This is a genomic window from Paenisporosarcina sp. P4_D4 (genome assembly GCF_056401835.1).
On the sequence record NZ_JBFUIO010000275.1, the window covers coordinates 1 to 1,559 of the forward strand.

Consider the following 1,559-nt stretch of genomic DNA (forward strand, 5'->3'; position numbering starts at 1 on the left):
AAACCTGGAGAAATTTTTTAAAGGAAGCGACATTTTCAAATAATGCAAAATGTCAAATATGCTTAACGGATAATGAAAAAGGCAATAGATTTATCGAAGTCCAGGGCAATTATAATCATTCATCATCCCAATATCTGATTCGCTTCAAACAACGCCCACACGAAATTCTAAGCCATAATATAGTAGATGGTTTAATGAAATATGAATTTCTCTTTAAATATGCTCCGCATGGTATGATTTTGACCAGCACTGAAGGAACCATTATTGACTTCAATCAGAAAGCCACAATCTTATTTGACATAGCTCCACATGAATTAAAAGGCAAAAAAGCACACAACATTTTTGACTTGTTACCTCATTCAAAACCTGATTTCGAACAATTTTTCAAAACACTTTCACTAAAAGGTTCTGCCGAAATGAGTGTATCTAAACTAGATACAATCGGTGAACCAAAGTTTTATCATTTTACATCTGCGTTCAATAATAATTTGGACATGTACGTTACGGTCATTCGTGATGATACCGAAAATGTTCAATTGAAAAAGCAAATTGAACACTCACGTTCGTTATCGACTCTCGGTCAAATGGCTGCAAGTATTGCGCATGAAATTCGAAATCCTTTGACCTCTTTGAAAGGATTTACACAATTACTAACATCGCAAGTAAGTGAACAAGGATACGAATATCTAGACATTATCAATAGTGAACTCATTAGAATGGAATCCATACTCAATGAGTTTTTAGTTTTATCTAAACCGCCTTCTCGATCATTTCAATTTATTTCTGTCTCTTCCATCATTTCGCAAGTAGTTGATTTTATGCACCCACAAGGTATCATACAAAATATTGAACTTGAAATGGTACCATGTGAAAATGACTCGGATTGGATTCTTGGTGACACATACGAATTAAAAAAAGTATTTATGAACGTTTTAAAAAATTCAATGGAAGTCATGCCCAATGGAGGGAAAGTGTCCATAACTCAATCCTTGCGTTATAACAAGCAAGTTTGTGTGTCCGTAAAAGATCAAGGTGGGGGGATGACTCAGGAGCAGATGCAGAAGATTTTTTTACCTTTTTATACATCGAAAGAACAAGGGACTGGGCTTGGACTTGCCCATGCAATTCAAACAATCGAAGATCATGGGGGAAGTATAGAGGTAGAGAGTGAGTTAACTCACGGTACTACTTTTCATATTATCCTTCCAGTTTATCATTTGGAGGCTAAAGGGGGACATACGGTACATGATAAAAGCTTTGGAAAGTCCTATCGGGAAGTTATATCTTCAAATTGATGACGGAAAATTAACAGCTATTTATTTTGATGAACCACTAATGCATTTGGAAACGGTAGCAATCCAGCAAGATGAATCAGTGTATAAAAATGTAAAGAAGCAATTAAACGAATATTTTCAGGGAGAGAGAATACAATTTGATTTGCCACTGTCTGCAAGAGGAACTTTATTTCAACAGAGTGTGTGGCGTCAATTGCCTGGTATTTCCTATGGAGAAACAATCAGTTACCAAGAGTTGGCAAATAGAATTGGCAATACAAAAGC

2 protein-coding genes are annotated in these 1,559 nt (G+C 35.7%); both read left to right on the forward strand.

All coding sequences use genetic code 11. The features are described from left to right. A partial coding sequence (locus AC1DSL_RS18045; RefSeq protein ID WP_477533300.1) for an ATP-binding protein occupies nt 1-1,295 on the forward strand: 1,295 nt, incomplete at its 5' end. Continuing rightward, the coding region (locus tag AC1DSL_RS18050; protein WP_477533301.1) for a methylated-DNA--[protein]-cysteine S-methyltransferase at nt 1,246-1,559 on the forward strand (314 nt) is incomplete at its 3' end. The genes AC1DSL_RS18045 and AC1DSL_RS18050, both read left to right, overlap by 50 nt.